We start from the raw sequence: 20,978 nt of genomic DNA on the forward strand, positions 1-20,978 counted from the left end.
GCCGATGAAACAGTGATCCATCGGCACAACATGGTGTCGCAACCTTCGGCCACCCGAACGCGTCCCATGTGCTGTGAACACCACCCGCTCGACGACCGCCGTCCCGGCGCTCGCCTTCCTCGTCCTCGTGCTCTCCGTCCTCGGCCTCCAGCCGCCCGCGACGGCGGCACCCGACCCCCTCGTCGGCTACGTCGGGGGCACCCGCTACTTCTCCCCCGACGGCGACGGCGTGCAGGACCGTGTGCAGGTCGGTTTCGATCTCGACCAGCCGGCCGTGGTGACGCTCGTCGTCGTGCGGTCACGCTCGGGGCGTGCCGTCCGGCACGTCGAGCTCGGCCGACTGCGGGCCGAGGTCCACACCTGGTGGTGGAACGGGCGGGACGATCGCGGCCGCCGGGTCGGGGACGGCGACTTCCGGGTCCGGGTGGTGGCCACCGCCCGCGGGCACCGACAGGTACGGAGCACCGGGGTCGGCCTGCGCACCACGTACGTCGAGCCCACCGGCCACTCGGTGCGGCCCACCAGCTTCGACGTCACGCGCGACACGCTCCACCCCACCACCACGGCCTTCACCGACACCGTCCTGGTCCGCGCGTCCTACTGGAGCACCCGGTTCCGCTTCGGGGGCAGCAGCTCCTCCCTGGTCCGCGCCGCGCTCGAGCTGCGCAACGCCGCCGGCCGTGTCGTCAACCGGTTCGGCGACCGGACCGCCCCCGAGTCCGACCCGCGGGAGCTGACCGGGCTCCGGAGCGACGGCACGCGGCTTCCGGCCGGCGGCTACACCCTCGTCGCGACGATCCGGGACTACTACGGCAACCCGCGCCGGCTCCGGCTCCCGATGGCCGTCTCCGACGTGCCGTTGGTCGAGCAGCGGACGTGGACCACGTCGGTCGGAGCCGCTGCGGCCCTGACCGAGCCCGACATCACCACCATGTGCCCCTACGACTGCGTCGTCAACTGCCCGCCCCAGGCGAGCCCACGCCTGCCCGGGGGCCTCACCGTGCTCTCCCCCGCCTCGAGCCGCGCGCGCATCGACACCGACTGCACCGACAGCCGCGGCGAGTTCGCCGTCACGGCGCCGTTCGCACTGGACCCGATGGACCGGGTGAGCCTCACCTCCACCGGCGCCGAGGTGCCGGTCGGCGGCACCGGACAGGGCACCCTGTACCTGTTCACCGGCACCCCTCCGTCCGCCTCCACGACACCGGGAGCTGCGCTGACGATCCTCGGGCCAGCGCCGTGGTCGCAGCGCTCCGGAGGCGGGTCGAGCACACGCATCGGGTGGCAGTTCAGCGGCGGCCTGCTGGGCGACACCGACTACGACCTCGCGTCCTTCGACGTCACCGTCGTCCACTACGCACCCGCGGCCTGACCGCCGGGCACCAGCACCGAAATAGGTGAAGGGCCCTTGGCGGTATGAGCGTCAAGGGCCCTTCGGTGTGACCGGTCTCGGTGATGTCCCGATCGATCGCTCCTTGTGTCCGGTCCCAGCCACCTCATCACCCGGTGCCTGCGGTGCTTCCCCAGCGGACTGGTTCTGCGCCGTGCGGACCCTCCTTCCGGAGCCATCCCGCCTCCCCTTGCGGGGCTGCGTAGGAAGAGTTCTATGCCTCCGCGACCCGGCTGCGCAAGGGGTTGCGACGAGCAGTTCTCACATACCTCGGGTTCCGGCGCGTCGTCCACCGAAAGGCCGGTTCCGTCCCCAGCCCGGGCGGGTTCTCCACACCCCTCTGCACAGGTTCGTGCACAGGGTCCGGTCCAGACCGGGAGCCCGGCTCGGCAGCTCAGCCGGCGATGTAGGCGTCGGTCGTCGAGCCGTCTGGCTCCACCTCGACCAGGATGACGTGGCCGAGGAAGAGGTCGCCGTCGTCGTAGTACGGCGTCGCTGAGCCGTCGGCGGTGATCGCGAGCTCACTGAGCCGGATCCGCCGCACGAAGGACTCCGGGGTCACCTCCTCGACCTCGCCCCCGCCCTCCGCGTCCTGCTGCTGCCAGTCGCGGGCGAGCTCGACCAGGGTGCTGGCCGCGAAGGCCCGCCAGCGCGCGTCGGTGCCCGCGGCGTCAGCGGCGTACGTCGTCAGCCGGGCCAGCGCGGCGTCGCAGGTCTCGGCTCCCTCGACCGACGTGTCGTCGACGTCGAGCAGCACGTGGACGGACGTGCCCGCCCAGTCGACCTCGCCGGAGAAGTGCCCGTAGGCGCGTTCGAGGGTGAAGTCGCCGAGGTCGGACGTCACGACGACAGGCCGGAGGTAGGCCGCGAGCCGCTCGTCGAGCGCGGGCACGTGCACGTCGCGCCGGACGACCTCATCGAGGGCGAAGTGCCCGGACAGGTCGGGGAACGGCTGGCCGTACCGCGCGTACTCGGCGGGGTCCGGGTCGGCCGCGCGGACGCGGACGACGTACTGCGTGTGTGCCTGCAGGTCGTGGATCCACGTGGCGCGCTGCTCGTCGGTGGCGAGCCAGCTGAGCCGGCCGTCACCGGTGACGACAGCGCCCTCCTCGTCGACGTGGGCGATCACGTCGGCTGATGGGGTCCACAGGACCGCGTCGCCCGCCTTGCCCGCACCCCCGACCGTGGTGCCCGTGAGGACGGTGATCTCGATGACCTCGTCCGCGTGCCGCCGGTCGAACGCCTCGCGCTCCTGCTGCTCCCCCATGCCCACAGCGTAGGAGGCGCGGACAGTCAGGCGGCGGGCCAGGCCGCCATCGCGGTGTCGACGATGCCGGCGAGGTCCTCGGCCGTCCCGCCGTCGCGCGCACAACCGGACATGCCCCGCATGACGGCCACCAGGAAGGCGGCCAGCTGGCCCGTGGCGACCGAGGCCGGCAGGTCCCCCTCCTCGACACCTTGGTCGAGCCGGTCCCGCACGAGCCGGCCCAGCACCTCGCGCTGCTCGTCGAGCAACGGCTCGGTCAGCATCAGGCAGCCCGGAGGGGTCGCCACGTCCGCGTGCGCGCGCGCCGTGTCGCGGAGCATCCGGACCACGGCCTCCCGTGCGGTCGGCAGCGCGAGCGCGCGCCCCAGCCCGTCGCAGGTGCGGTCGAAGTAGGACGCCGACGCCTCCTCGAAGAGGCGTCGCTTGTCGCCGAAGGCCGCGTAGAGGCTCGGTGGCGTGATGCCCATGGCCGAGGTCAGCATCGCGATCGAGGTCGCCTCGTAGCCCGTGCGCCAGAACAGCTCCACCGCCGCAGCCAGTGCTGCGTCGCGGTCGAAGCTGCGCGGCCGGCCCACCATGTGGCCCACCCTAACGTATCGATCGCTACAGAACCTGCTACCGTCGTCGTCGAATCATTAGCGATCACTACAGAATGGATGTCCCATGGACCTCAACGGCGCGGTGGCACTCGTCACCGGAGCGAACCGCGGCATCGGCGCGGAGTTCGTCGAGCAGCTGAAGAAGCGCGGGGTGCGCAAGGTCTACGCCGCGGCGCGCGACGCGAGCACCCTCCGGGCGGAGGGCATCCACGCGATCGCGCTCGACGTCACCGACCCCTCCCAGGTCGCCGAGGCGGCCGCGGCGGCGAGCGACGTCCAGCTGCTCGTCAACAACGCCGGCATCTCCACCGGCACGGCGCTCGTGACCGGTGACGAGGCAACGATCCGGCGCGAGATGGACACCAACTTCTACGGCCCGCTCCTGATGACCCGGGCCTTCGCGCCCGTGCTGGCAGCGAACGGCGGTGGAGCGATCCTCAACGTCGTCTCGGCCCTGTCGTGGTTCACCGTCCCCGGGGCCGGCGCCTACTCCGCCTCGAAGGCCGCCGCCTGGATGCTGAGCGACTCGACCCGCCTCGAGCTCGCGCCCCAGGGCACCCACGTCGTCGCGGTGCACATGGGCCTGGTGGACACCGACATGGCGCAGGGCATGGACGCGCCCAAGATCAGCCCGGCCGACCTGGCGAGTGCGGGCCTCGACGCCGTCGAGTCCGGCCGCCAGGAGGTGCTGGGCGACGACTGGGCGCGCTTCGTGAAGTCGGGCCTGGGCCTCGACCCGCAGGAGCGCTACGAGCAGATCTTCGGCGCACTGGGCGCCTGATCACGCCCGGTCGGCCAGCAGCTCCTCGACGGCGGCGGCCACCTCGAGCAGCTGCCGGTCGGCGCCGTGGCGCGCGACGAGCTGGACGCCGACGGGCAGGCCCTCGGGCGTGGTGCCGGCCGGGACCGAGATCGCGGGACAGCCGGTGACGGAGATGAAGTACGCCGACCGCATCCAGGCGAGGTAGTCGGGCATCTCGTTGCCGTTGATGGTCTCGGGGAACTCGTGCTCCACCGGGAACGGCGGCACCTGCGACGTCGGGAGCAGCAGCACGTCGTGCTCGCCGAAGAAGAGCCGCATCGTCTCCGAGAGCGAGGTGCGCTGGGCGTAGCCACGGGCGACGTCGGCGCCGGTGAGCGGCTCGCCGGCGCGGATGTTGGCCTCCAGCGACGGCTTGAACGACGTGGGGTGCTCGGCGAGCAGCGCACCCAGCTTGGCCTGGAAGTGCCACGCGCGGAGGGTGCGGAAGGTGTCGTCGGCCAGCGACAGGTCGGGGTGCGCCTGGCTCACCGAGGCACCGGCGTCGGAGAGCCGCGCAGCCGTGGCGCGTACGACGTCCGCGACCCGGTGGTCGACCTCGAAGGACCCGCCGAGGTCGATGCTCGTGGCGACCCTGAGCCCGGCGAGCGGGGCCGGGGCGAGCGGCGGCGCGAACGTGGCACCCGCGTCGCCGAGGGCGTGCGGCGCACGCGGGTCCGGGCCGGCGAGCACGGACAGCAGGAGGGCGACGTCGCCGACGTTGCGCGCCATCGGACCACCGACCGAGGTGGTCTCCCACTGGTTGTAGAGGGGCCACTCCGGCACCCGCCCGAGGGACGGGCGCATGCCGACGACGCCGCAGAACGATGCCGGGTTGCGGAGCGAGCCGCCCATGTCGGAGCCGTCGGCCAGGGGCACCATGCCGGAGGCGAGCGCGCACGCCGCTCCCCCGCTGGACCCGCCGGCCGAGCGGGTCGGGTCGACCGGGTTGCGGGTGACGCCGAAGACCGGGTTGAAGGTGTGCGAGCCCGAGGCGAACTCCGGGACGTTGGTCTTGCCCACGAAGACCACGCCGGCGGCGCGGAGGCGCTCCACGAGCAGCTCGTCGTGGTCGGCGACGTGGTCGGCGTAGACGGGTGAGCCGAAGGTGTGCGGCCAGCCCTTGAGGGCGTGGGTGTCCTTCACCGCGAACGGCAGCCCGTGGAGCGGTCCGGTCTCCTCGCCCGAGGCCTGCGCCTGGTCGGCGACCGCCGCCCACGCGCGCGCCCGCTCGGCGTCGAGCGAGACGATCGCGTTGAGCTCGGGGTTGCGCTCCTCGATCCGGTCGAGGTGCAGCTCGAGCAGCTCGCTCGCCGAGATCGATCCGTCGCGGACGGCCGCTGCCTGCTCGCGTGCGGTGGAGTCGACCGTGAGGTAGGTCATCGGCGGCGACCGAAGAGGCCGCCGACCACGACGCCGAGCACGACGAGTCCGGCACCCACGGCGACGCCGGTGAGGAACTCCTGCCTGCTCCCGGCAGCGGGCGCCTTCGCGGGCGCGGTGAAGACCTGGCCGGACGCAGCGGGGACGGCCCCACCGCTCGAGGAGGGCGCGCCGGCACCCGCCGCGGGACCCGGCACCACGACCGGTCCACCCGCGACCGCGGAGTCGACGTTGCCGAAGAACTCCCCCGCCATCCGGCGCGAGACCGAGGTGAGCATGCGCTGCCCGACCCCGCCGATCATCCCGCCGACGACCGCGTCGGCGTCGTACGACACCCGCGTCGAGGAGCCCTCGGGCGTGAAGCGGACGTGCACGGTCGCGCCGATCGTGCCGGGCGCACCGGCACCGTCGAGCTTCATCACGAGCGACTCGTGCTCGACGAGGTCGCTCATCACGCACGAGCCGGCGTAGGTGCCCTTGATGGAGGCGACGCCGGCGGTCACCGTCATGGCGTAGGCGTTCTCGCCGGTCGCCTCGAGCTTCTCGCAGCCCGGGATGGTGCGGACCAGGACGGACGGGTCGAGCAGCGCGTCCCACGCCTGCTCGACGGGCGCGGCGATGGTGTTCTCACCGGTGAACTTCATCTTCTCTGCTCCTTGAGTGGGTTTCGGGACGGGCGCGGGGCGCCCTCCTCAACCAGCGATCGAGGGGTTGTCGTGCGCGAGCCGCAGGTCGAAGAGCTCGGACGGCGAGATGGGCATCGCCGTGATGGCGAAGCCCTCCGCGTCCTCGATGGCGGCGGCGAAGACGGCGGCCGACGGGATCACTCCCGCCTCGCCGGCGCCCTTGATGCCGAGCGGGTTGAGCGGCGACGGGGTCTCGAGGTGGTCGATGTCGATGGTCGTGGGGACCTCCGTGACGTAGGGCATCAGGAAGTCCATGAACGAGGCGTTGAGCAGCTGCCCCGACTCGTCGTACTCCATCCGCTCGTAGAGCGCACCGCCGACGCCCTGCGCGACCCCGCCGTGGATCTGGCCCTCGACGATCATCGGGTTGATCAGGTGGCCGCAGTCGTGGACGACGGCGTACTTGAGGATCGTGATCTCGGCCGTGTCGGGGTCGGTCTCGACGATCACGGCGTGCATGCCGTTGGCGAAGGTGGAGCGCTCGGGCGAGTAGAAGTCCTTGCCCTCCAGGCCCGGCTCGTCGTCCTCGGCGACCGGCGGCTTGCCGGGGTCGCCGACGGAGAACTGGGTGGCGGCCTTGGACGCCTCGTCGAAGGCGTAGCGCAGGGGGTTGGACAGCACGGCGACGGTGCCGAGGTCGATCGACGCGTCGGTCCCCCGCACGGAGACCACGCCGTCGGCGATCTCGAGGTCGTCCTCGGCGGCCTCGAGCGCCTCGGCGGCGATCCGCAGCGCCTTCTCCCTGGCCCGCAGCGCCGCGAGGTGGATCGCCGAGCCGCTCATCACGGCCGCGCGGGAGGCGAACGTGCCGACGGCGTAGGGCATCTTGCGGGTGTCGCCGGTGGTGATCTCGACGTCCTCGAAGCGCACGCCGAGGGTGTCGGCGACGATCTGCGCGAACGCGGTCTGGTGGCCCTGGCCCTGGGTGGTGAGGCCGGTCGCGACCTTGACCTTGCCGGACGTCTCGATGTGCACGTGCGCGCCCTCGTAGGGGCCGACGCCGGTGCCCTCGACGTAGCAGGCCAGGCCGATGCCGACCCGTCGCCCCTGGGCGGCCATCTCGGCGCGGAAGTCCTCGAACTCGTCCCAGCCGACGAGCTCCTTGAGCTTGGCGAGCGAGGCGGGGTAGTCACCGGAGTCATAGGTCAGCGGGCGGCCGTCCTGGAAGACCAGGCCGTGCTCGTAGGGGAACTCGTCGGGCTGGATGAAGTTGGTCGAGCGGACCTCGGTGCGGTCCTTGCCGAGGTAGCCGGCGATCGCGTCCATCGTCCGCTCCATCACGAAGCAGCCCTGCGGGCGACCGGCGCCGCGGTAGGGCGTGACGATCACCGTGTTGGTGTAGAGCGACTCGAAGGTGACCCGGTAGTTGTCCGGCTTGTAGGGGCCGAGCAGCTGCGTCGAGGTGATGATCGGGACGATCAGGCCGTAGGGCGTGTAGGCGCCGTGGTCGTGCCAGAACTGCACGTGCAGGCCGAGCACGCGACCGTCGTCGTCGAAGCCGACCTCGACGTGGTGCTGCTGCGCGCGCTCGTGGGCCGAGGAGATGAAGTGCTCGCGCCGGTCCTCGGTGAACTTCACCGGCCGACCCAGCGTCATCGCCGCCAGCGGGACCAGCAGCTCCTCGGGCCAGGGGTGGTTGATCTTCACGCCGAAGCCACCGCCCACGTCGGGCGTGATCACGTCGACCTTGGCCAGGTCGAGCCCGAGCTTGGCGGCCACGCAGCCCCGCACACCGGTGCTCGTCTGGGTCGAGCTCCACACCGTCAGGCGGGACGTGTCGGGGTCCCACCGTGCGACGGTGCCGCGGCCCTCCATCGGCGTACAGGCCGAGCGCTCGATGTCGAGCTCGAGGGTCAGCACGTGGGGTGCGTCCTCGATAGCGGCGCGGGCGTCGCCGTTCTCCTGCGTCATCCGCGCACCGATGTTGTCGGGCACGTCGTCGTGGACGGCGTTGGCGGCCGCGCGGGCCGCGGCGATGCCGACGACCGGCTTCAGCTGCTCGTAGTCGACGCGGATCCGCGACACGGCGTCCTCGGCGACGTAGCGGTCGACCGCGACGACGAAGGCGATCGCCTCGCCGACGTAGTTGACCTCGTCCTTCGCCAGGGCGTACTGCGTGCGGCCGTGGGTCAGCGTCGGGTGCGGGATCAGCAGGGGCAGCGGCTCGGCCATCGGGCCGGTGAGGTCGTCCCACGTCCACACGGCCAGCACGCCCTCGATGTCGAGCAGGTCGGAGACGTCGATGTCGACGATGCGCGCGTGCGCGTGGGGCGAGCGGAGGACCGCGGAGTGCAGCAGCCGCGGGTCGTCGGTGAGCAGGTCGTCGACGTAGCGGCCCTGGCCGCGCAGGAAGCGCTGGTCCTCGACCCGCGGGACCTTGGTGCCGAACAGCTTGGTGGTCACTCGCGCTCCTCGCCGGTCTCCCGCTGGATCTCGCTGGCACGGAGCACCGACTTCACGATGTTCTGGTAGCCGGTGCAGCGGCACAGGTTGCCCGCGATCATCTCCCGCGCCTCGTCCTCGGTGGGGTCGGGGTTGTCGCGCAGCCCGGCCGTGATCGTGGTGAGGAAGCCCGGCGTGCAGAAGCCGCACTGGAGGCCGTGGCAGTCCTGGAAGCCCTGCTGCACGGGGCTCAGCCGCCCCTGGGCGGTGCCGTCCGGCTCGGTGAGCCCCTCGACGGTCGTGATCTCGGAGTCGACGGCCGAGACCGCGAACATCAGGCAGGACCGCATCGGCCGGCCGTCGACGAGGATCGTGCAGGCGCCGCAGACGCCGTGCTCGCAGCCGACGTGGGTGCCGGTGAGGCCGAGGTCGTGGCGCAGGGCGTCGGAGAGCAGGCGCCGAGCCGGGACCCGCACCTCGTGGACGGTCCCGTTGACGTGCAACCGGACGTCGTGGAGCTCCTCCCCTGACGGGCTGGGCTGGATGCTCATCGGGCCCTCCTGGTGTGCGCGTGGTCGGTCGCGGCCGCCAGGACCTTTGGCACCAGCACCTTGACGAGGTGGGCGCGGTAGGCGGCGGTCGCGTGGATGTCGTCGGCGGGGTCGAGACCGGCCAGGGCCTTCTCGGCCGGCGCGTCGAGGGCGTCGGTGACGTCGACGACGGTCGGGACGTCGCTGACCGAGACGAAGCCGAGCCGGGCGCTGGTGACGGTGTCGGCGTCCGGGCCCGTCCCCAGCTGCACGAGGGCGGCGACGCCGACGAGGGCGTAGTCGCCGTGGCGCCGGGCGATCTCCTGGAACGCCACGCCCCCGCCGGGCGCGAGGGCCGGGAAGGATGCGCCGACCGCGAGCTCGTCGTGGGCCAGCGTCGACTCGAGCGGGCCGGCGAACAGCTCGGCGGCCGGGATCGTACGACGACCGCGCACCGACGCGACGTCCACCGATCCCTCCAGCAGTCGCAGCACCATCGGCATCTCGGCCGCGGCGTCGGCGTGCACGAGCGAGCCCACCGTCGTGCCCCTGTTGCGGATCGTGGGGTGGGCGACGTGGGACAGCGCCATCGCGAGCAGCGGCTGGACCTCGGCCGCGTCCGCCGAGGCGAGGACCTCGGCGTGACGGGCGAGGGCGCCGATCCGGACCCCGGACCCGTCGGCCTCGACCAGTCCCAGGTCGGGCAGGGCGTTGATGTCGACGAGCCTCGAGGGCGCCGCCAGGCGCATGGACAGCAGCGGGACCAGGGACTGGCCGCCGGCCAGCACCTTCGCCCCCTGGTCCTCCGCGAGCGCCGCGAGGGCTTCCTCGAGGGTGGTCGGACGCAGGTAGGCGAAGGGTGCGGGCTTCACGGGGTTACTTGGCCTCGCCGTCTGCGGACTCGGGGTGGCTGAGGTTCTGGGTGACGCCGCCGGCACCGTCACCGGTGCGGCCCTTGACCATGTGGAAGAAGGCGATGACCAGGATCGTGCCGAGCGAGATGCCGCCGAGCTGGAAGTCGTCACCGAAGGTCAGGGTGACGCCGCCGATGCCGACGATGATGCCTGCGGCGAGACCGACCATGTTGACCGGGTTGCCGAAGTCGACCTTGTTCTCGACCCAGATCTTCGCGCCCACGAGACCGATCATCCCGTAGAGGACAACCGTGATGCCGCCGAGCACACCGCCCGGGGTCGCACTCACGATGGCGCCGAACTTGGGGCACAGGCCGAGCAGGATGGCGACGCCCGCGGCGACGTAGTAGGCCGCGCTCGAGTAGACCCGCGTGGCACCCATGACGCCGATGTTCTCGGCGTACGTCGTGGTCGGCGAGCCGCCGAAGGCGCTGGCGAAGGCGGTCGCGATGCCGTCGGCACCGATCGCGCGGCCCATGTAGGGGTCGAGGTTCTCACCCGTCATCTCGGCGACCGCCTTGACGTGGCCGGTGTTCTCGGCGACGAGCGCGATGACGCCGGGCAGGACGAGGAGGATCGCGGTGAGCGAGAACGACGGGCCGTGCACGACGGAGACGCCGTCGGCGAGCGTGCCGCTCGGCAGGCCGATCCAGTCGGCGGCCTGCACGCCCGCCCAGGAGACGCGGTCGTGCTCGGTCGCCTCGGTGGCACCGCCGAGGACCGACGTGATGGGGCCGAGGACGAGGTCGGCGACCCACGACAGGACGTAGCCGAAGATGAGCGCGAGGAAGACCGCGATGCGCGACCAGAAGCCCGGCAGCATCACGGCCGCGAAGACCATGAACGCGGCGGTGAGCAGCGCGATCCACTGGTCCTGGGGCCAGTAGACGCCTGCGACGACCGGCGCGAGGTTGAAGCCGATGAGCATGACCACGGCGCCGGTGACGGCCGGCGGCAGGATCTTGTGGATCAGCTCGGCCCCGGCGAAGTGCACGAGCACGCCGACGGCGGCGAGCACGAGGCCGCCGACCAGGATCGCGCCGGTGACGTAGGACGAGTCGTTGCCCTCGTCGAGCAGGCGGATCGCCGCGACCGACGCGACGAACGACGCGCTCGTGCCGAGGTAGCTGGGCACCCGGTTCTGGACGATGAGCAGGAACAGGATCGTGCAGAGGCCCGAGAACATGATGGCGAGGTTGGCGTCGAGCCCCATCACCAGCGGGAAGACGAAGGTCGCACCGAACATCGCGACCACGTGCTGGGCACCGAGACCGAGGGTCTTGCCCCACGGGAGGCGCTGGTGCGGGAGCACCACCTCGCCCGGAGCGGGATCGACCACGTCCCACTTGAACATCGACATGTCAGGCCTCCAGATTCGCAGGGGTGAGTTACCCGAGATGCCACAAACTAGTGCGGCCCATCTCACACCCTCACTGGCGACACTTGCCGAAGGAACGCCGGGTTCGATGACAAGTTCTCCCGCGCGTTACGGTCGTCACTAGATTGGGTGCATGGGTCTGCCTGCCACCTCGCTGCGGCGCGCCACCCCCGCCGACGCGGCCGCGGTCGCCGACATCGCGGAGGCGGCGTACTTCCCCTACCTCGAGCGGATGGGCGGCCTCCGCCCGGGCCCGATGGACACCGACTACGCCTCGGCCCTGTCCTCGGGCGACGTCGAGGCCTGGGTCGCGGTGGCCGACGCGGCGGTCGTCGGCTTCCTCCTGCTGGTGCCCGAGGAGGACGGCCTCCTGCTCGACAACGTCGCCGTCCGCCCCTCGCACCACGGCCGAGGGACCGGGCGCCTGCTGCTGTCCCACGCCGAGCTCCGGGCGCAGGCCCTCGGGCTCGCCCGGATCCGGCTCTACACCCACGTGACGATGGTCGAGAACCAGCAGCTCTACGCGCGACTCGGCTACGTCGAGACCCACCGCGCCACCGAGCGCGGGCTCACCCGGGTGTTCTTGGCCAAGCACCTCTAGGCCGGCGACAGCATCGCTCCGTCCACCCACATCTCGACGATCGCCCAGCCGCCCTCGTCGGGCACCGCGACGCAGATGCGGCCGTCGTACCTGCCCTGGATGTTGCGCCACGCCAGCAGCAGGACCGCCTGGCGCCCGCGCGGCCCGTCGTACCAGGCGTGCTTGACCGGCGGCGGCGACGGCTCCACCTCACGGGCCGGCGCGGACTGCTGACCTGCCTGCCGGGCGCGGGTGTTGGCGACGCGCTGGGCCAGCGTCTCCCGCTCGTCGTCCCTCCTGCCCATCCCGCCCGCCACGTAGATCAGGTTATCCGCTCATCGAGCACTTGATCGAATATTGTCATTCTGCGATGGAACATGGCGGAGCGACATGGAGCCCCGGCCGGGCCCGGGGCCACCCGGTCGATCGGGCCGAGCCGCGCCACCGGGAGACTGCCGCCATGGGCGACACCTTCACCACCCGGATCCAGGCGCGCTACCGCGACATCAACCTCGCCGGCCACGTGGACAACGTCGAGGCCGTCCGGGTGCTCGACGAGGCGCGGCTCGAGTTCTTCCGCTTCGCCCCGCTGCCCGGCCTTCCCACAGGACAGACCGGGCTGCTGCACGCCGTCGACGACGGGGTCTCCGAGCTCGTGGCGTCGCAGGCGATCGAGTACCACGCCGAGATGCGCTTCGTGCCCTACCAGCCGTTCCTCGCCACCTTGTGGGTCACCCGGATCGGGAGCTCGTCGTTCACCGTCGGCGCCGAGATCCGGGTCGAGGAGGGCGGCGCCCCGGCCGTGGCGTGGGAGTGCGTCAACGTGCTGTGGGACCACCGCGCCCAGACGGCGTGGCGGCTCAGCGACGCGGTGCGGGCCGACCTCGAGCGCTACCTCGGCGATCCGGTGTCCATGCGCCGCTGAGCATCACGGCTCCGGTCGCACCAGCACCTCGAAGTCCTGCCCGTCGTGGGTCGACGCGAACCGCCCGACGCGGGAGAAGCCGAGGCCCTCGACGACCCGCAGGGCGCGGGCGTTGAACGACGCGACGGTCACCCTGAACGCCGGCGGCGCGAAGGCGGCCCGCCCGTGGGCCAGACCGACCGCGACGGCGACCGGACCGAGGCCCCGTCCGGTGAGCGACGGCCGGAGCCCGCCGCCGGTGTCGAGTGCGCGGTCGTCGTACTCCCACCCGGGGACGCGGCCGTCCTCGCCGTAGGAGCGGAACCCGACGAGCTCGTCGCCCGAGAGCACCGCGTGGAAGCCGGACGCGGGGTCGAGCAGCCAGTCCGGGTCGGCGCCGGTCATGTCGTAGGAGGAGTACGGCGGGTCGTAGCGCCACGCGCAGATGTCGAGCGCGTGCTCGCGCGACAGGGGCGCGATGGCGAGGCCGCTCACCTGCGCGGGGTGGCGTCGGGTGCCCGGACGGCGTACTGCACGTCGGGCGCCGGGTGCTCCGGCCCCACCAGCGAGCCCAGCGTGATGCTGGTGTTCCCGCGGCTGGCGACCACGTCGAGGGTCGGATCCGCCGGCAGCCGCCAGGTCTGCTCGATCGCCCCACGCATGCGACCGCGGGGGCCGACCGTGAACGACCGAGCCGTCACCGCCCAGTCGGTCGCGTCGCGCTCGTGCCGCACGTGCGCCACGACCCCGCGCCCGTCGCCGTCGACCGACAGGTCGAGGGAGCGGTCGTACCACGAGACGTTGCCCTCCGTGGTGCTCCCGGCGAGGCGCTCGGCGGTGGGGCGGCCGCGCGAGGGGGCCCACGTCGCGACCCAGCTGCGCAGCTGGCTCACGGGCGAGGCTCCCAGCGGCAGGTCCGTGGGATCCGGCTTGCCGGCCGCCTGCCAGGCGACGACGCCCACGCCGGAGTCGGTGATCGCCGCGCGGCCGGCGGCCACGCCGTACGTCCAGCGCGATGTCCAGGAGCGCGGGTGGGACGGCTTCCCCGACAGCACCAGGACGCGGGAGTCACGGCCGTAGAGCTCGCCGGTCGAGCGGTTCTGCGAGACGGTCGCCACGAAGCGGCCTCCCGCGACGTCCACGGCTCGGGCGGTGAACCCGCCGGACGGCCGGCGACGGGTGTGCTTGGTCGTCCACTCCTCGGTGCTCGCGTTGTAGCCGTCGATCCGGAGGAGCCCGCCGTACCAGGACCCGGGCTCCTCCTCGTAGCCACCGCTGCGCACGGTGAGCAGGCTCCCGGTGTCGTTGATCGCGGCGATCATGTCCTCGCCCGTGTTGAGGGGGAGCTCCGGTCGGGCCAGGTCGCGCCAGCCGAGGTCGGGGTGGTAGCTCGTCAGGTGGTGCGGCCGCCCGTAGCCGCTGTTGCTGGTGAACAGGGCGTACTGGCCCTGCGGCGAGTAGTCCACCGACCCGATCTCGCCCTCGGGCCGCACCTTCCACACCCAGCCGTCGTCACCCCTCCACACCAGCTGCAGCAGGCGGGTCGGGGGTTCCTCGACACCGGTCTTCACCGCGCACTCCACGGCGACCGCGAGGTTCGAGACGGCCGTCGCCGCGTCGACGACGCGACAGTCCTCGACGTCGTCGAGGCTCGTCACCTCCGCCCGGGGACCGAGCGAGCCGTCAGCGGCCAGGCGCTGGTCGAAGACCGTCGCGTCGTGGTCGCCACCGACGCTGACCAGCGCGGTGCTGCCGTCGGCGAGCGCGATCGCGAGGCTGCCGTCGCTCGCCGCGTGCAGGGGGCTCCACTGCCCGGGAGCGCCCGCGCGGAGCTGTGCGACGACGCGGTCCGGGGACGGCTCGGCAGGCTGCGCACCCGACGCGGCGAGCGGGACGCCCACCGCCACGACAACGAGCGCGGGCAGCAGGCGGTGACGGAGCATGCGCACCAGGACCTCCCGGACAGGTGGTTCCCGACCCTACGCCTGCCTCAGCCGACGATCTCCAACGCACGCAGCGCGACGGCGACGTCGAGGCGCAGGTGCGGGTCGGTCGCCACGGGCCCGAGGATCCGCTGCAGCTTGCCGACGCGGTAGCGCATCGTGTTGTAGTGGAAGAACTGGGCGCGAGCGGCCTCGGCGACGTTGAAGTTGGTGTCGAGCAGCACCTGCAGGGTCTCGCGGAGGTCGGCCGCCTCGGGGGTGCGCTCGGCGAGCGGTCCGAGCACGTCGGCGGCGAACGCCGTCAGCTCGGCGCCGTCCGGCACCAGCGCGAGCAGGCGGTGCAGGCCGAGCTGGTCGAAGCGGGTCACCGACCCACCGCCGTGGACGCGGCGACCGATCTCGACCGCGCGCTGGGCCTGGCGGAAGGCCTCGGGCAGCTCGCCGAGGCCCTCGGCGACCCGGCTCACGCCGGCCGAGAACGCGATCCGGCCACCCCCGCGGTCACCGCGCACGGCCTCGACGATCCGGTCGACCGCGGCGTGACCGGCGCCGACGTCGGAGCCCGGGGCCAGCGGCACCAGGGTGACGACCTCGCGGCTGAACGCGACCGAGGCGATGCTGTCGTCGGCTGCGGCAGCCACCTGCCGCCACGCGTGGGCGAAGCGGTCCTGCCACGCGCGGCGCTCCTCCGGCCCGGGGCGCAGGGCTGCGATCGCGTCGGGGTCGAGCGTCGCGACCACCACAACCACGGGCCGGCCGAGCTGCCAGCCGAAGGCCTGGGCGTGCTCGGCGACGTAGTCGTCCTCGCCGGCCCGGCCGAGGAAGACGTCGCGCAGGAAGTCGCCGCGGTACTTGTTCTCCACCGCGGTGATCGCCTCGACCCGCGTCACCAGCAGCGCCGCGACGATCGCCGCGCGCTCGAGGGCGTGCACGTCGGAGGCGTGGATCCGGCCGTCGGGGCGCAGGGCCACCAGCCGCGCGAGGTCGACGCCGGCGGCCACCACCCGGCGTACCAGTGCTTCCCCGCCCCCGACCGCCGTGCCGTCGGGGTCGATCCGCTCGACGCGCAGCCGGCCCGTCTGATCCCACAGGTCGGCAGCGGACAGGGACTCCCGCTGGGCCTCGTCGAGGTGGGCTGCACGCTCGCGGCCGTCGGTCGAGGTGAACACGACCCCGCACCCCAGGGCGTCGCCGACCGCCTCGGCGATCGCGGCCAGGTCTCCGCCTTCCAGCACGATGTGCGACAGCGCCGTGTGCAGTGCATCGGCGCGCTCGAGCGCCGCGACGGCGTCCGGGTCGCTTATCAAGTCTTGGCCCACTTCTGCCCCTTGCTTGTCAGGAACTCACATCGGCGAGTGTGTCATGGCCCGATAGCGTCGGCGAGGTGATCCCCCGCCACGTCCCCCGCTCGATCGGGGCCGCCGCCCCCACGCGCGTCGCGGAGCGACTGGCCGAGGCGGTCGACGGGCCGCGCGACGTGCTCCACGCGAGCGCCACGGCGTTGTACGTCGACCTCGACGGCTGGTGCCTCGGGCTGGTCTCGGCATCGGCGACCCGCGTGCCCTGCGCCCTCTGGTCGACGCTCGACGACCTCACGCCGCTGGCCGGTCGTCCCGTGGTCGTCAGCGACGGGACGCTCGTGGTCGGCGACTGCGAGGTCCGGGTCGCGCGCCTGGTGGACCCGCGCATCACCCGGGTCGGACGTCATGACACGTGCTCGGCCAAGCACTCGGACGCCGTGACGTCCCGGCTGGACGGCCTCGAGCTGCCGGCCGAGGGACGCCTGACCGAGCCCGACCTCGACCGGCTGATCGGCCGCGGCCCCGGCCTCACCCCGCTCGGCGACGACGTCGTCGCGGGCTGGCTGGCCACCCGCGCGGCGCTCGGCCGCGACGACGAGGCGATCACCGACGGCGTCCGACGCCGCCTGGGCGCGACCACGCTCCTGTCCGCGACCCTGCTGGACTGCGCGATCCGGGGCGAGGCGCTGCCCCAGCTGGCGGCCTGGCTCGCCCACCCCACCGCGACGACCGAGCAGGCGCTGCTCGCCGTCGGCGCCACCTCCGGCGCGGGCCTGATGGCCGGCGCGGAGCTCGCGCTCACCTCACTCGAAGAGAAGTCCGGGAGGGCTGCATGACCACACCCCACGACGTTCCACTCCCCCGCTTCGCTCCTCCGAGCAACGCCGCGGGGACCCCGTGAGCACGGACCACGTCGAGCTCCGGAGCGGCGCGTACGCCGACTCGGTGACCCTGCTCCAGGTGAGCCGCGCAGTGCAGGCCGCGCCGGGGGTGGCGGCCGCCCAGGTGGCGATGGCCACCGGACTCAACCTCGAGGTGCTCACCGGCATGGGCTTCGACGTGCCCGACTCCTCCCCCAACGACATGGTCGTGGCCCTCCGCCTCGACGACGACGCCGACCTCGCCGCCGCGCTCGCCGCCGTCGACACCGCGCTCGTGCCCACGCGTCCAGGCTCGGGCGACACCACGGTCGCCCCGCCGCGCACCACCGGCTCCGCCCTCCGGCGCACCGGCTCCGGCGCCGTCGCACTCGTCTCTGTCCCCGGCGCCAGCGCCACGGTCGAGGCGATGGACGCCCTCGAGGCCGGCCACGACGTGATGGTCTTCAGCGACAACGTCCCGGTCGCCGAGGAGGTCGCCCTCAAGCAGTACGCCACCTCCCGCGGCGCGCTCGTGATGGGACCCGACTGCGGCACCGCGGTCATCGACGGCGTCGGCCTCGGCTTCGCGAACACCGTGCGTCCCGGCCGGATCGGCATCGTCGCCGCGTCCGGCACCGGCTGCCAGCAGCTGCTCGCGCTGCTCGACCACGCGGGCACGAGCCTGCCGGGCGTCGGCGTGCGCCACGCGCTCGGCGTCGGCGGGCGCGACCTCTCCTCTGCGGTCGGCGGTCTCTCCACCCGCGAGGCCCTGCGCCGCCTCGACGAGGACCCCGACGTCGACCTCGTCGTGGTGGTCTCCAAGCCACCTGCCCCCGAGGTCGCCGCATCCCTGCAGGAGTACGCCGACGGGCTGGGCACGCCGGTCGAGCTCGGTCTGCTCGGCCGCGGTCAGCGCGACCTCACCGCCGTCGCCGAGTCGGTGCTCGCGCGGCTCGGGCACGCTGCCCCCGCGTGGCCGTCGTACGGCTCGGACGGCACCGGCCCCGCCAGCGGCCCGCTGCTGCGGGGACTGTTCGTCGGCGGCACGCTCTGCGACGAGTCCATGCTGATGGCGACCGAGGCCCTCGGCCCGGTGCGCAGCAACATCCCGCTCTCCGACGACCTCGCGCTCACCGACGAGCTCCTCGTCGACGACCACACGTTCGTCGACTTCGGCGACGACGCCCTCACCCAGGGCCGCGCCCACCCGATGATCGACCCGACGCTGCGCAACGAGCAGCTCGCGCGTGCGGCCGCCGACCCGGCGACCGGCGTGATCCTGCTCGACCTGGTCCTCGGCCACGGCGCCGAGCCCGACCCCGCCTCGCTGCTGGCACCCGCCATCGAGGCGGCTCGCGCGGAGCGGCGGATCCCGGTCATCGTCAGCCTCGTCGGCACCGAGCTCGACCCCCAGGGCCTCGCCGCCCAGCGCGACGCGCTCGTCGCAGCCGGCGCCGAGGTGCACCTCTCCAACGCGGCCGCGACCCGCCGCGCCCTCGACCTGATCGGAGCACGCGCATGAGCGACACGACCATCGTCACCGTCGGCGCCGACATGTTCGCCGAGGCCGTCGAGGGCCAGGCCGTCGACGTCGAGCGCGTCGACTGGCGCCCGCCGATGCCCGGGACCGAGGCCGACCTCGCGAAGGTCGCGACCGACCCGCGCCGCACCGAGGCCAACCGGAGGGCCGTCGAGGCCATGCTCGGCGTCACCGCGCACCTGGTCGACGTCGCCCCGGCGTCCGAGGTGCTCGGTCTGGAGAAGGGTCAGTTCCTCCACGCCGGACCGCCGATCGAGTGGGAGCGCGCGTCCGGACCGCTCCGCGGCGCCCTCATGGGCGGCGCCGTGCTCGAGGGGCTCGTCGACGACGCCGAGGACGCGGTCGCGCTCTTCGAGTCCGGCAGCAGCGTCAGCCTCGAGCCGTGCCACCACCGCAGCGCCGTCGGCCCGATGGCGGGAGTCGTCACGCCGTCGATGTGGATGTGGGTCCTCGAGGACCGCAGCACCGGCCGGCGGACGTACTGCTCGCTCAACGAGGGCCTCGGCAAGGTGCTGCGCTACGGCGCCTACAACGACGAGGTGCTCACCCGGCTGCGCTGGATGGGCGACGTGCTCGGCCCCCTGCTGCAGGCTGCGGTGCGCGGCACCGAGGAGGCCACCGACGTCACCGGCATCCTCACCCAGATGCTCCAGATGGGCGACGAGGCCCACAACCGCAACCGCGCCGGCACGCTGATGCTGCTGCGCGACCTCTCCCCCGCGATGGTCGACGCCGGCTTCGACAGCTCCGACGTCGCGGACTCGCTCCGCTTCGTCGGTGGCAACGACCACTTCTTCCTCAACCTCGCGATGCCCGCCTGCAAGCTCGCGCTCGACGCCGGTCGCGACGTGCCCGGCTCGACGATGGTGGTCGCGATGGCCCGCAACGGCACCGACTTCGGCATCCAGGTCTCGGGCACGGGCGACGAGTGGTTCACCGGCCCGGCCCAGGTGGCCGAGGGCCTCTTCCTCGGCGACTACGGCCCCGACGACGCCAACCCCGACATCGGCGACTCCGCGATCACCGAGACCGCCGGCATCGGCGGCTTCGCGATGGCGACCGCCCCCGCGATCGTCCGGCTCGTCGGGGGCAGCGTCCCCGACGCGCTCGCCACCACCCGCCGGATGCACGAGATCACCCTCGCGGAGAACCCCCGCTGGACGGTCCCGGTCCTCGAGTTCCAGGGCACGCCCACAGGCATCGACGTCACGAAGGTCGTCCGCACCGGGATCCTGCCGCAGATCAACACCGGCATGGCCGGCGCCGTCGCCGGTGTCGGTCAGGTCGGCGCCGGGCTCGTCACCCCGCCCGCGGAGATCTTCCCGAAGGCGCTCGCGGCCCTCGCCGCCCAGGTACCTGCTTGAGCGGTGAGTGAGCCACATTCGACGGGTGCGGGAGGTGGCTCACTCACCGCCCACCGGCGTGTCGTGACCGACGCGCCGAGGGAGCGGTGGCCCAGCGACATTCCATCGCCCTGGAATGTGGCTCACTCACCGCCCACGAGTGGACTCAGGCGTCGACCGGGCGCTCGTTGTAGACGCCGGCGGGCTCCTGGCCGGTGAGCCCGCCGATGGCGGCCATGATCCGGTCGGTGAGGTCACGCCGGGCGCGGCCGGTGGGTACGCCGTCGTACTCGCCCGCGACGCGGATCGGCTCGCCGAAGCGCACGGACACCTTGGCGAGCCTCGGCACGTTGGAGCCGATCGGCTGGATGTCCGGGGTGCCGGTCAGGCCGACCGGGACGACCGGGCAGCCGGCGGTGAGCGCGAGGTGCGCGACGCCGGTGCGGCCGCGGTAGATCCGGCCGTCGCGTGAGCGGGTGCCCTCGGGGTAGATGCCGAACGCCTCGCCGCGCCCGAGCACCTCGAGCGCGGTGTCGAGGCTGGCCAGCGCGGCCTTGGTGTCGTCGCGGTCGACCGGCAGCATGCCGAGTCCCTCGAACCAGGCGCGCTGCGCGGAGCCCCTCAGGCCACTGCCGGTGAAGTAGTCGGACTTCGCCAGGAAGACGACCTTGCGCGGCACGATGCACGGGATGACCACGCTGTCCACGAAGGAGAGGTGGTTGCTCGCCACGATCACCGGGCCGGAGTCGGGCACGTGGTGCAGGCCCTCGACCGTCGGCCGCCACACGGCTCGCGCCAAGGGAGGTACGACGCTGTGCAGCACCGTGTAGAGCATGTCGGTCATTGTGCCCTGAGCTCTGGCTGCCAGAAGGCGAGGCCCAGATCCACGGACCCGGACGGCCGGAGCGGCGTGGCCTCCTCGAGGTAGGCCTGCCGCGCCTCCTCGTCGTGCGAGGGCGGCAGCGACCCGTCGGCGCGGACCACCCGCCACCACGGCACCGCCGCGCCGTGGGTCGCCATCACGTTGCCGACGAGGCGGGGACCGCCGCGGCCGAGCCGCTCGCCGACGACGTCGGCGATGGCGCCGTAGGTCGTCACCCGTCCGCGTGGCACCGACTCGGCACACTGCAGCACCAGCTCGACGTAGAGCTCGCGCTCCTCCGGGGTCGTCACGACGGC

General features: G+C 72.9%; 21 protein-coding genes. 7 read left to right on the forward strand and 14 right to left on the reverse strand.

Going from position 1 to position 20,978, the window contains the following annotated elements:
• The first annotated feature begins 73 nt into the window (after positions 1-73).
• The gene (locus EUA93_RS00470) at positions 74-1,372 is read left to right on the forward strand and encodes a FlgD immunoglobulin-like domain containing protein (RefSeq protein ID WP_165355001.1); all 1,299 of its coding nucleotides are present in this window, start codon (positions 74-76) and stop codon (positions 1,370-1,372) included.
• A 412-nt stretch (positions 1,373-1,784) separates the two neighbouring features.
• On the opposite strand, the gene EUA93_RS00475 is transcribed toward EUA93_RS00470, so the two are convergent.
• Together EUA93_RS00475 and EUA93_RS00480 are read right to left on the reverse strand one after the other, a co-directional pair.
• On the reverse strand, positions 1,785-2,657 hold the full coding sequence (locus EUA93_RS00475; protein ID WP_129397869.1) for a DUF2262 domain-containing protein: 873 nt from the start codon (positions 2,655-2,657) through the stop codon (positions 1,785-1,787).
• Positions 2,658-2,683: 26 nt separating this feature from the next.
• Positions 2,684-3,235, reverse strand: coding sequence for a TetR/AcrR family transcriptional regulator (locus EUA93_RS00480; RefSeq protein ID WP_129397870.1), 552 nt, complete (start codon positions 3,233-3,235; stop codon positions 2,684-2,686).
• A gap of 85 nt (positions 3,236-3,320) precedes the next feature.
• On the opposite strand from EUA93_RS00480, the gene EUA93_RS00485 reads away from it, so the two are divergent.
• Entirely contained in the window at positions 3,321-4,037 is a 717-nt protein-coding gene (locus EUA93_RS00485; protein ID WP_129397871.1) for an SDR family oxidoreductase, read from the forward strand.
• Here the strand turns inward: EUA93_RS00485 and EUA93_RS00490 are convergent, their stop codons facing one another.
• From EUA93_RS00490 to EUA93_RS00515, 6 genes are read right to left on the reverse strand one after another with little or no spacing between them, the layout of a single operon-like run.
• The gene (locus tag EUA93_RS00490; RefSeq protein WP_129397872.1) at positions 4,038-5,438 is read right to left on the reverse strand and encodes an amidase; all 1,401 of its coding nucleotides are present in this window, start codon (positions 5,436-5,438) and stop codon (positions 4,038-4,040) included.
• Complete coding sequence (locus EUA93_RS00495; RefSeq protein WP_129397873.1) at positions 5,435-6,082, reverse strand: SRPBCC family protein; 648 nt, start codon at positions 6,080-6,082, stop codon at positions 5,435-5,437. Before EUA93_RS00495 ends, EUA93_RS00490 begins: the two co-directional genes overlap by 4 nt.
• A 48-nt stretch (positions 6,083-6,130) precedes the next feature.
• Entirely contained in the window at positions 6,131-8,527 is a 2,397-nt protein-coding gene (cutA, locus tag EUA93_RS00500; protein WP_129397874.1) for an aerobic carbon-monoxide dehydrogenase large subunit, read from the reverse strand.
• The gene (locus EUA93_RS00505; protein WP_129397875.1) at positions 8,524-9,057 is read right to left on the reverse strand and encodes a (2Fe-2S)-binding protein; all 534 of its coding nucleotides are present in this window, start codon (positions 9,055-9,057) and stop codon (positions 8,524-8,526) included. Before EUA93_RS00505 ends, cutA begins: the two co-directional genes overlap by 4 nt.
• Complete coding sequence (locus EUA93_RS00510; RefSeq protein ID WP_129397876.1) at positions 9,054-9,908, reverse strand: FAD binding domain-containing protein; 855 nt, start codon at positions 9,906-9,908, stop codon at positions 9,054-9,056. Before EUA93_RS00510 ends, EUA93_RS00505 begins: the two co-directional genes overlap by 4 nt.
• Before the next feature lie 4 nt (positions 9,909-9,912).
• Positions 9,913-11,310: a uracil-xanthine permease family protein gene (locus EUA93_RS00515; protein WP_207208568.1), complete on the reverse strand. Its 1,398-nt coding sequence runs from the start codon at positions 11,308-11,310 to the stop codon at positions 9,913-9,915.
• Positions 11,311-11,461: 151 nt separating this feature from the next.
• Here EUA93_RS00515 and EUA93_RS00520 point away from each other — a divergent pair, with 151 nt between their 5' ends.
• The gene (locus EUA93_RS00520) at positions 11,462-11,929 is read left to right on the forward strand and encodes a GNAT family N-acetyltransferase (RefSeq protein ID WP_129397877.1); all 468 of its coding nucleotides are present in this window, start codon (positions 11,462-11,464) and stop codon (positions 11,927-11,929) included.
• Here EUA93_RS00520 and EUA93_RS00525 read toward each other — a convergent pair.
• Positions 11,926-12,225, reverse strand: a complete 300-nt coding sequence (locus tag EUA93_RS00525; RefSeq protein ID WP_129397878.1) for a hypothetical protein — start codon at positions 12,223-12,225, stop codon at positions 11,926-11,928. The genes EUA93_RS00520 and EUA93_RS00525 overlap by 4 nt on opposite strands.
• Positions 12,226-12,368: 143 nt before the next feature.
• On the opposite strand from EUA93_RS00525, the gene EUA93_RS00530 reads away from it, so the two are divergent.
• Complete coding sequence (locus EUA93_RS00530; protein WP_165355003.1) at positions 12,369-12,833, forward strand: acyl-CoA thioesterase; 465 nt, start codon at positions 12,369-12,371, stop codon at positions 12,831-12,833.
• A 3-nt stretch (positions 12,834-12,836) separates the two neighbouring features.
• Here EUA93_RS00530 and EUA93_RS00535 read toward each other — a convergent pair whose 3' ends face one another.
• Genes EUA93_RS00535 through EUA93_RS00545 form a run of 3 tightly spaced genes read right to left on the reverse strand, consistent with a single transcriptional unit; the run spans position 12,837 to position 16,062 of the window.
• Positions 12,837-13,307, reverse strand: coding sequence for a GNAT family N-acetyltransferase (locus EUA93_RS00535; protein ID WP_129397880.1), 471 nt, complete (start codon positions 13,305-13,307; stop codon positions 12,837-12,839).
• Positions 13,304-14,761, reverse strand: coding sequence for a hypothetical protein (locus EUA93_RS00540; RefSeq protein WP_129397881.1), 1,458 nt, complete (start codon positions 14,759-14,761; stop codon positions 13,304-13,306). The genes EUA93_RS00535 and EUA93_RS00540 overlap by 4 nt, the downstream gene beginning before the upstream one ends.
• Positions 14,762-14,802: 41 nt before the next feature.
• Entirely contained in the window at positions 14,803-16,062 is a 1,260-nt protein-coding gene (locus tag EUA93_RS00545) for a PucR family transcriptional regulator (protein ID WP_129397882.1), read from the reverse strand.
• A 77-nt stretch (positions 16,063-16,139) separates the two neighbouring features.
• Here EUA93_RS00545 and EUA93_RS00550 point away from each other — a divergent pair, with 77 nt between their 5' ends.
• The 3 genes from EUA93_RS00550 (at position 16,140) to EUA93_RS00560 (ending at position 19,820) form a co-directional block, all read left to right on the forward strand.
• On the forward strand, positions 16,140-16,892 hold the full coding sequence (locus EUA93_RS00550) for an oxamate carbamoyltransferase subunit AllH family protein (RefSeq protein ID WP_165355004.1): 753 nt from the start codon (positions 16,140-16,142) through the stop codon (positions 16,890-16,892).
• A gap of 61 nt (positions 16,893-16,953) precedes the next feature.
• Complete coding sequence (locus EUA93_RS00555) at positions 16,954-18,438, forward strand: FdrA family protein (RefSeq protein ID WP_129397884.1); 1,485 nt, start codon at positions 16,954-16,956, stop codon at positions 18,436-18,438.
• Positions 18,435-19,820: a YlbE family protein gene (locus tag EUA93_RS00560; RefSeq protein ID WP_129397885.1), complete on the forward strand. Its 1,386-nt coding sequence runs from the start codon at positions 18,435-18,437 to the stop codon at positions 19,818-19,820. Before EUA93_RS00555 ends, EUA93_RS00560 begins: the two co-directional genes overlap by 4 nt.
• Positions 19,821-19,965: 145 nt before the next feature.
• Here the strand turns inward: EUA93_RS00560 and EUA93_RS00565 are convergent, their stop codons facing one another.
• Together EUA93_RS00565 and EUA93_RS00570 are read right to left on the reverse strand one after the other, a co-directional pair.
• Positions 19,966-20,634, reverse strand: a complete 669-nt coding sequence (locus EUA93_RS00565; RefSeq protein ID WP_129397886.1) for a lysophospholipid acyltransferase family protein — start codon at positions 20,632-20,634, stop codon at positions 19,966-19,968.
• A gap of 5 nt (positions 20,635-20,639) precedes the next feature.
• Positions 20,640-20,972 carry an MGMT family protein gene (locus tag EUA93_RS00570; protein ID WP_129397887.1) on the reverse strand — a complete coding sequence of 111 codons (333 nt, stop codon included), beginning with the start codon at positions 20,970-20,972 and terminating at the stop codon, positions 20,640-20,642.
• Between the last annotated feature and the right edge of the window lie 6 nt (positions 20,973-20,978).

The organism is Nocardioides oleivorans (assembly GCF_004137255.1).
In the GTDB taxonomy this organism is placed as follows: domain Bacteria; phylum Actinomycetota; class Actinomycetes; order Propionibacteriales; family Nocardioidaceae; genus Nocardioides; species Nocardioides oleivorans.

Excerpts from the sequence above, each read along its gene's own strand:
- EUA93_RS00475 (WP_129397869.1), bottom strand. The coding sequence starts at position 2,657 with ATGGGGGAGCAGCAGGAGCGCGAGGCGTTCGACCGGCGGCACGCGGAC.
- EUA93_RS00480 (WP_129397870.1), bottom strand. The coding sequence starts at position 3,235 with ATGGTGGGCCGGCCGCGCAGCTTCGACCGCGACGCAGCACTGGCTGCG.
- EUA93_RS00485 (WP_129397871.1), top strand. The coding sequence starts at position 3,321 with ATGGACCTCAACGGCGCGGTGGCACTCGTCACCGGAGCGAACCGCGGC.
- EUA93_RS00490 (WP_129397872.1), bottom strand. The coding sequence starts at position 5,438 with ATGACCTACCTCACGGTCGACTCCACCGCACGCGAGCAGGCAGCGGCC.
- EUA93_RS00495 (WP_129397873.1), bottom strand. The coding sequence starts at position 6,082 with ATGAAGTTCACCGGTGAGAACACCATCGCCGCGCCCGTCGAGCAGGCG.
- EUA93_RS00505 (WP_129397875.1), bottom strand. The coding sequence starts at position 9,057 with ATGAGCATCCAGCCCAGCCCGTCAGGGGAGGAGCTCCACGACGTCCGG.
- EUA93_RS00515 (WP_207208568.1), bottom strand. The coding sequence starts at position 11,310 with ATGTCGATGTTCAAGTGGGACGTGGTCGATCCCGCTCCGGGCGAGGTG.
- EUA93_RS00520 (WP_129397877.1), top strand. The coding sequence starts at position 11,462 with ATGGGTCTGCCTGCCACCTCGCTGCGGCGCGCCACCCCCGCCGACGCG.
- EUA93_RS00530 (WP_165355003.1), top strand. The coding sequence starts at position 12,369 with ATGGGCGACACCTTCACCACCCGGATCCAGGCGCGCTACCGCGACATC.
- EUA93_RS00560 (WP_129397885.1), top strand. The coding sequence starts at position 18,435 with ATGAGCGACACGACCATCGTCACCGTCGGCGCCGACATGTTCGCCGAG.
- EUA93_RS00565 (WP_129397886.1), bottom strand. The coding sequence starts at position 20,634 with ATGCTCTACACGGTGCTGCACAGCGTCGTACCTCCCTTGGCGCGAGCC.